General features: G+C 39.1%; 7 protein-coding genes. All 7 read right to left on the bottom strand.

Annotated elements, in window-relative coordinates; genetic code table 11:
* Nucleotides 1–250: 250 nt before the first annotated feature.
* Nucleotides 251–1024, bottom strand: coding sequence for a class I SAM-dependent methyltransferase (locus tag QL229_RS12060; protein ID WP_138558240.1), 774 nt, complete (start codon nt 1022–1024; stop codon nt 251–253).
* 104 nt (nt 1025–1128) lie between these two features.
* A complete protein-coding gene (locus QL229_RS12055; protein ID WP_138558239.1) occupies nt 1129–1701 on the bottom strand; it encodes an NAD(P)H-dependent oxidoreductase in 573 nt (190 codons plus the stop codon).
* 182 nt (nt 1702–1883) lie between these two features.
* Nucleotides 1884–2576 carry a DUF4336 domain-containing protein gene (locus QL229_RS12050; RefSeq protein WP_138558238.1) on the bottom strand — a complete coding sequence of 231 codons (693 nt, stop codon included), beginning with the start codon at nt 2574–2576 and terminating at the stop codon, nt 1884–1886.
* A gap of 309 nt (nt 2577–2885) precedes the next feature.
* The gene (locus QL229_RS12045; protein ID WP_063527686.1) at nt 2886–3227 is read right to left on the bottom strand and encodes a MerR family transcriptional regulator; all 342 of its coding nucleotides are present in this window, start codon (nt 3225–3227) and stop codon (nt 2886–2888) included.
* Between the two features lie 68 nt (nt 3228–3295).
* Nucleotides 3296–4303 (bottom strand): LacI family DNA-binding transcriptional regulator, encoded by a 1008-nt coding sequence (locus QL229_RS12040; RefSeq protein ID WP_135926811.1) that lies wholly within the window; start codon nt 4301–4303, stop codon nt 3296–3298.
* Between the two features lie 34 nt (nt 4304–4337).
* The gene (locus QL229_RS12035; RefSeq protein WP_138558237.1) at nt 4338–5870 is read right to left on the bottom strand and encodes an MFS transporter; all 1533 of its coding nucleotides are present in this window, start codon (nt 5868–5870) and stop codon (nt 4338–4340) included.
* 13 nt (nt 5871–5883) lie between these two features.
* Entirely contained in the window at nt 5884–7212 is a 1329-nt protein-coding gene (locus tag QL229_RS12030) for a GH1 family beta-glucosidase (protein WP_063527689.1), read from the bottom strand.
* Nucleotides 7213–7280: the final 68 nt, after the last annotated feature.

Here is a 7280-nt window from a genome sequence, read left to right as displayed (position 1 = left end):
TTAAGCTAAAACTTACCCCAAACTACTATGGCGCATTATGACGCCGTTGGGGAGTGGAGAGAGTCCATTCCATTAATCTGCAATACTTAATTATTTTAAGGGATAAAACGTGTCGCTAGCTGCGTTAAAGTTTCTTATTTAGAACCACTAAATAACGAAATTATTGCCGTGTTATTAGCGAGGTTTTATTGCCTCATAGTAGATTGCTTAATTAAGTGAATTGCCATATTCAAAAATTAAATGGGTCAAATTAACATCCTTTTCTTGCTTTAATCGAAAACACTAAAGGAACTTGATGTCCTTTGTGAAGTAATTGGTAGCCTTTATCATGAACATACTCTAAGCCTTCAAAGCAGTCATAAGGGCTATATGGGTATTCGTCGAATGACTCAATCGTCAAACCAGCCTGAATGAGTGAGTTTATAATGTCACTAATTGGGTGACTCCAGGTTACTGTTTTTGACTTTGTACCATCACAATTTTCGTTGTATGTTCCTTCTTCTTCAATGGTAGGTTCAGAGTCATGAAAATAAGAGTAGCCATTTAATAACTCATTAAAAGAGTGAAATTCAACCAGACATAAAGTGCCGCCAGCTTGTAAAGAGTTAGCAATTACTTTAGCCCATCGATTTAAATCTGGTAACCAATTTAGAACACCATAAGAAGTGTAAACAATATCAAAAAGTTGCTGGTTGATAGCGTCAAAATCGTAAACATTACTTTCGATAAAAGTGGCTTCTAAATTTAAGTTTTGTTTGAGCTCATTGGCATACTCAATTGCAGTAGGCGACAAATCAACACCTGTTACACACGCGCCAAGCCTTGCCCAAGAGAGCGTGTCTTGACCAAAATGACACTGTAAGTGCAATAGCGATTTATCTTTAACATCTGGGAGTAGGGCGAGCTCGATGGGATTGAGTGAGTTTCTCCCATTTTTAAACATTGGTATATTGTAAAAACTAGACTGGGTATGAAGATCAGTTCTTTTATTCCATGTATCTCTATTTACTTTAATATAATCCATATGCGTCCTATCCAGCTAACTTCTAATTAGGCACTGCTCAATCATTGCAGCAATGCCTAATAGAAATAATAATATATTATATTTTACACAACAAACATAAGCCTTTAGTCACATTGAGAACCCAGTTCTCCCACAGTAGTCTGCCAGTCCGATCTTTGCCTGTCGCTTGATAAGATAACTGAACCAAATAAGTTAACTTTTGGCGGTGCAAAACCGCAAAACTCAAGCGTGTGTCGACCCAACTGCTCTAAAATAGGCTGTGCTAATTGATCTATTAGCTCCTTTGGGGTGTCCATGGTTAGGATAAGTCTTGCAGTTTTGCCGGTTAAAAGTGGTGTTGGAAGTAAACTATTTTGTTCAAACGTAAAGGTAACCCCAGGCAAAAAAACGCGATCAAACAGCCCTTTTAATTTAGCGGGTAGGCTACCCCACCAAACCGGCGAAATAAGCACGAGATGATCGGCCCAAAGGAGTGCATTTGTAAATGCTTCTAAGCATGACTCTAACGGCTGTACCTGATCATAACCAAAGCTGAGATCTGGGTTAAAGTCCATTTCAGACAGTCTAAAAGTACGTATATTTGCCGTTTCTTTAGCTGTGCATTCATATGCATCCACTAAAGAGTCAGCAAAGCTATTGGGTTTTGGGTTTCCGTTTAAAATGAGTATGTTTTTCACAATCAAGACCTTTGTGTTAGGAAATAATTGCTACTCTAAAGCCTCCCCTTAACGGGAGAGTCAATCACTATCTGAAAAAATTTTGAAATTTTGCTCAGTCAACGTTCCGACGAAATTTCCGTAATTGCAGTTACTAAACTGACATAAACGCTTTTATAAAGTGGTCAACAGGTGCAATATAGTTAGGTTTTATTAAGCCAACTAAACGACTCACGTAAAAACCCCATGGCGTGGTGTTTTATTATTTCTCCATGAGCCATAACGATAACTTCCGGCTCCCAAGCCAATATTTTTTCAAAATGCTGTCTAGCTTGAGGCTTTTTAAACATAAAGCTGAGGCGCCAATCTATCGGTGTTTTTCCGTTAGGAGCTAAGATCCCCGCACCTTTTGCGAGCCATTTTTGCCAAGCCTTAAAGTTGTCACCAGAAAAGTTCTCAATCAGATCAGTCACAATCAATGTTTTAGAGTTGTTATGGAAAAACACACACTCTTCCATAAAGGGTGAGCCTGTAAATAACTCTTGGGAAATATCTGCCTGCCACTGCCAGTCCAAGTCGTCATTAAGGGATGCATCAAAAGAGATATCATTGCGCTTTTTGATGACCTCACTAGTGCCATAAGTTTTAGCATCGGGATATGCTGCAATCCATTGTGGTAAAAACAAGTGATGTAAGTGATTAGGAGCTATAAGGTATTTAACCGGGCCTAACTGGTCAATTTGGCTCTTTAAGGCATCACTTAGGTGGATAGGACTGTGCACCCATAGATCGCCATTCGCGAGTTTAATAACAGTCATGCGGGTTGTAAATGGTAAAAAAAAGAACGTTACTGCTTCACCATCAAAAATCCAAATGTCGGTTGCTAACTTTTCCATGATCTTCCTTAATTAATTCGTAAGAACGCTTAATTATTTTCAGGGATTAAGCCTGTCGCTACCTGCATTAATGATTTCTTATTTAGAACAACTAAATCAGTAATCTTTGCCCCGTTATCAACGAGATTTAATTTGTCTAAATTGCTACCTAATAGAGCGAATTGGTATGAAATCGAAGTTATTAAAGGCCCAATTTTTGAAAATATAAAAACGACTTTATTGAAAGCACACTGTGTATGCTATCTAGCTTGATTAAATCAATAACCTACAGCGATTATAAACTCTCCACTTAAGGGGAGAGTCAACTAACTATTTGATGTTAATAAGGCCAACACATGAATCAATATGGGCGATTTTTTGTTTTGTCTGCTCAATTTGTGTTTGCAAACGACTCTTAAGATGCAACAAAAATTCTCTAATCTCGGCCCAGTTTGCTTGCCCGTTTTCATACTTTATAAAGCCCTTCAACTCAGCGAGTGTAACCCCCAGTAATTTTGCTTCTGAGATTAGCTTTAAAACCTCTATGTGTTCATTTGTATAAACACGGTACTTTCCTTGACGTTGAGGGGTTGTTATGAGGCCTTTTTCTTCGTAAAAGCGAATTGTTTTAACGGATAAATTGGTTTTTTTGGCTACTTCACCGATAAACACCTGCTTCTCCATTTCTATAGCAATTTTGTTCGTTACTTTTTAACAAGCGATATCGTATTCGCTTTTTATTAAGATCTGGTTAAACGTGTTGTTGAATCGCGGATCAACAAGTTTGGCGTAAATATATGCTCTATATTAGCGCGATTTTGTTTATACACCTGTTTTAACACTAAGTTCGCGGCCATAATACCCATTTTTTCGACAGGGTTATCAACGGTCGTCAAAGTTGGATATAAATAATTTGTGAAATGAACATTATCAAAGCCGATGATTGCCAGATCTTTGGGAAGATCAAGCTTGTGCTCTCTTGCACATTTCATTACGCCCGAGGCCATTTCATCATTTGCACATACAACAGCTGTAAATTCTTTATTGATGTTGAAGAAATGCTGTAAGCCTTTGTATCCGCCAGTTTCTTTAAAGTCACCCACGAAAAGAGACTGCTCGTCGAATGCAATACCATATTCTTTTAGCGCTTTTTTGTGGCCTTCAAGTCGGTTATAAGCATCTGGCTTGAATAAAGGGCCTGCTATGTAATTAATCTGTTTATGGCCTTGCTCAAGTAAGTGCTTAGTCGCTAAATAGCCACCCATTACGTTATCAAGGCTAATGCAGTTTTCTTTCATTTGGTCTACATAGCGACTGATTAGATAGATTGGGGTTTTACCTTTATTTAATTTTACTAAATATTCATCACTTACGGCTTCAACGTGGGCGATGATCGCATCACAGTTACGAGAAATTAAAAATTCTAAGCCACTTTTTTCTTTGTCTTCTTCACTGTGTCCTGGCGTAATAATGACATGTTTACCAGCTGCCCTTAATTGGGCTTCAATAGCAGACATCATTTCACCAAAAAATGCACCGTCTAGTTCAGAGACTAAAATCCCCACACTATTGGTGCAATTTGAAGCAAGAGAGCGCGCTATCGAATTTGGTTTGTAACCTAGCTGCTCCATCGCATCGAGGACTTTTTGTTTGGTTTTTTTGCTGACGTAATCATTTTCATTTAACACCCGAGATACGGTTGATAAAGAAACGCCAGCGAGCTCTGATACCTGATAAATAGTTGCCATAATTACTGTTTGATATAAACCTTAACTGTTTAATTTACAGACTTGCACGCCTAATTGCCAAGTCTTCTGTTATTTTTTCTGTCATTTCAGATGTTAATGGATAAAAGGCCATCAGTGCTGCGGCTAGTAGAGCAAACGCTGCTGGTAGCCAACTCATTAGTAGTATCATGCCATCGAGTGAGTGTGCAATGGTGGTTTCGTCCATTCCGTCATAGCCATAACTTGCAAGTACAACAAGCACTAAGGCTCCGGCAAATCCACCTCCCGTTTTTTGCACGAAAGTTCCTGCTGAGTATATGAGGCCAGTGGCACGGCGTTTATTTTTCCACTCAGAATAGTCAGCACTATCCCCAAGCATCGTAAAAAACAGGGTAGGCATCATGGCTGCGAAGAATTCAGACAGACAACCCATAACAAAGATCAGGCTGAGGTTATCATTTGGCAGCCAAAAGAAACAAATGGTAAAGAAGGCACTTAGTAATAATGAAGCGATAAACAAAGTACGTTTACCCAGAATCTCAGCTAATTTTCCTGTACTTAACGCGCCGAAAATTGAGACGATTAATAAAGCTATAAAGTATTGGCCAGTTAAAAGCTCATTACCTACGTAATATTTAAAATAATAAGCAATGACACCATATTTAATGCCATTAAACATCATTGTTAAAAAGCCCATACCTAATAAGATCAGCCATGGTTTATTTGTAAGTAAATCAACCATATCTCGTTGAGTGCCACTTAGCTTACTATGATCGCTTGCAAGTAAGCGACGAATTACGACAGTCATAAAAATCATTGTTGCCGCAAAAAACAAACCGGAGTAGAGCTCGCGATAATAGAAAAATAATGTGATCGCCAATAAAGGAAGAATGATAAAAGGTAAGCTTTTACTTAAATCAGTTAGCTCAGTTTTTAGTGAAACTTGCGTTTTTGTTGCAGGTTGAACGCGCTCCTTTGTACTTACAAACGTGATTAACATGAGTACAGTGAGTAAGGCCGCAAATACATACATAGTGTATTGGTAACCTTGTGCGCTATTTCCTTGCCCAAAGTATGCAACTAAATCAGGTAAAAAGCCCATAACTAATAAGCCACCTGCAAATGCTCCGGCAAAGCGAAAGCCAGACAATTTAGTTCGCTCTAGGTCATCACCAGTCATAACCCCCATTAAAGCAGAGTAGGGCACGTTACTTACCGTATAAGCTAGAGTGAGCCCTATATAAGTGAAATAAGCATAAAATAGCTTAGCTGCTGGGCTTATGTCAGGTGTTGTGAAGCACAACACCATAAACAAGGCGAGAAAAGGAGTTGACCACAATATCCAAGGACGAAATTTACCGAAACGTGTTTGCGTTCTATCTGCAATCATCCCCATTATTATATCTGTCACGCCATCTGATAAGCGCACAACTAAAAAAAGTAACGCAGCAGCGGCGGCAGAAATACCAAATGTGTCTGTATAAAAAACGGCTAAATAGGCCAAAGCACCACGCCAAACTAAATTAGCGCCGGCATCGCCCATCGCGTAGCCTATTTTTTCGTAGATGGGAAGAGTGTGTTTTATCATTATTGTTGTCTTATTATCGGCGCGTGATTAACTGACTATATGCTTTACCACTTAGCTTTACTGTTCGTACTTGTGTATCGTAATCAACATGAACAATTCCGAAGCGTTTTGAATAACCTTCTGCCCACTCGAAATTATCCATTAAGCTCCATGCAAAGTAGCCAGCCATGTTTACGCCTTGTAATATTGCGTCATTCACAGCATTTAGGTGTGCATTATAATAGTCAACACGGTCTTGATCGTTTACCTCTCCATCTACCATTTTGTCAGCCATCGCAGCGCCATTTTCAGTGATATAGATTGGCGGTAACTCATATTTTTCATGTAAAGAGACTAATAACTCAGTCAATGCTGGTGGATATATCTCCCAGCCGATATCTGTCATTGGCGCTTGATGAGGCAGTTCATGATAATAATCAGTGTCACTTGCTTCATAACGTAATCGGGTATAAAAGTTAACGCCCAAGAAGTCTAATGGTTGGCAAATAATCTCCATATCGCCAGCTAGAATGTCAGGTCTATGAGCGGCTGGCAACTGTTCGATAATGTCAGGGTAAGCTCCTTGCATTACAGGTTTCATATACCATTGGTTTATGTAGTCATCAGCAAAAGCTGTTGCAGCTAAATCGGCTTCGCTAGACGATACAGGATAACAAGGAGTAAAGTTAAGTACGATACCGTTAAGTGACTCTGGGCTATTTTTATTTAGTACTTTCATAGCTAAGCCATGTGCAAGCAGCAAGTGGTGGGCAGCTTTACGTCCAAATTCTCGGCCTTTGATCCCAGGGGCATGAACACCAATTTCATAGCCTAAATAAGAGCTGCAGAAAGGTTCATTCAAGGTCGCGTATGAATAGACTTTTCCTGATAAGGCCTGACTAACTAGGTCTACATAATGCGCAAATTCGTAAGCAGTTTCGCGATTTAACCAGCCGCCTTTATCCTCTAAATGCTGTGGTAAATCCCAGTGATATAAAGTGACGAATGCTTTAATATTTCGACGCATTAACTCGTCTAAAATATTAATGTAAAAGTTAATACCTTCTTGATTTAAAGTGCCATCTAATTTTATGACTCTTGGCCATGAAATAGAAAGACGGTAAGCATCTACACCCAAAGAGTCGATTAGTTCAATATCGTCTTTCCATTTTTTAACATGCTCGCAAGCGAAATTACCATTTGAGTTATCAGCGATTTTTCCTGGAGTCGCGCAAAAGGTGTCCCAAATACATGGAAGGCGCTTATCGGCAGCTCCTTCTATTTGAAACGAAGCTGTCGCAACGCCATAGATAAAGTCTTTGCTAAGCATTGTTGAGTTTTTTGGTAACGTGAGCTGAGTCATGAAATGAAACCTTTGGTAAACAAGAGCAAGTAAATCTTGCGGCTAAATTTAAAATTTTATGGTAGCGC

It is taken from the genome of Pseudoalteromonas sp. PAR1, from assembly GCF_947311895.1.
Lineage (GTDB): Bacteria > Pseudomonadota > Gammaproteobacteria > Enterobacterales > Alteromonadaceae > Pseudoalteromonas > Pseudoalteromonas lipolytica_C.
Note: the sequence above shows the minus strand (reverse complement) of the source record. Positions and strands in the feature narration are given on the sequence as shown.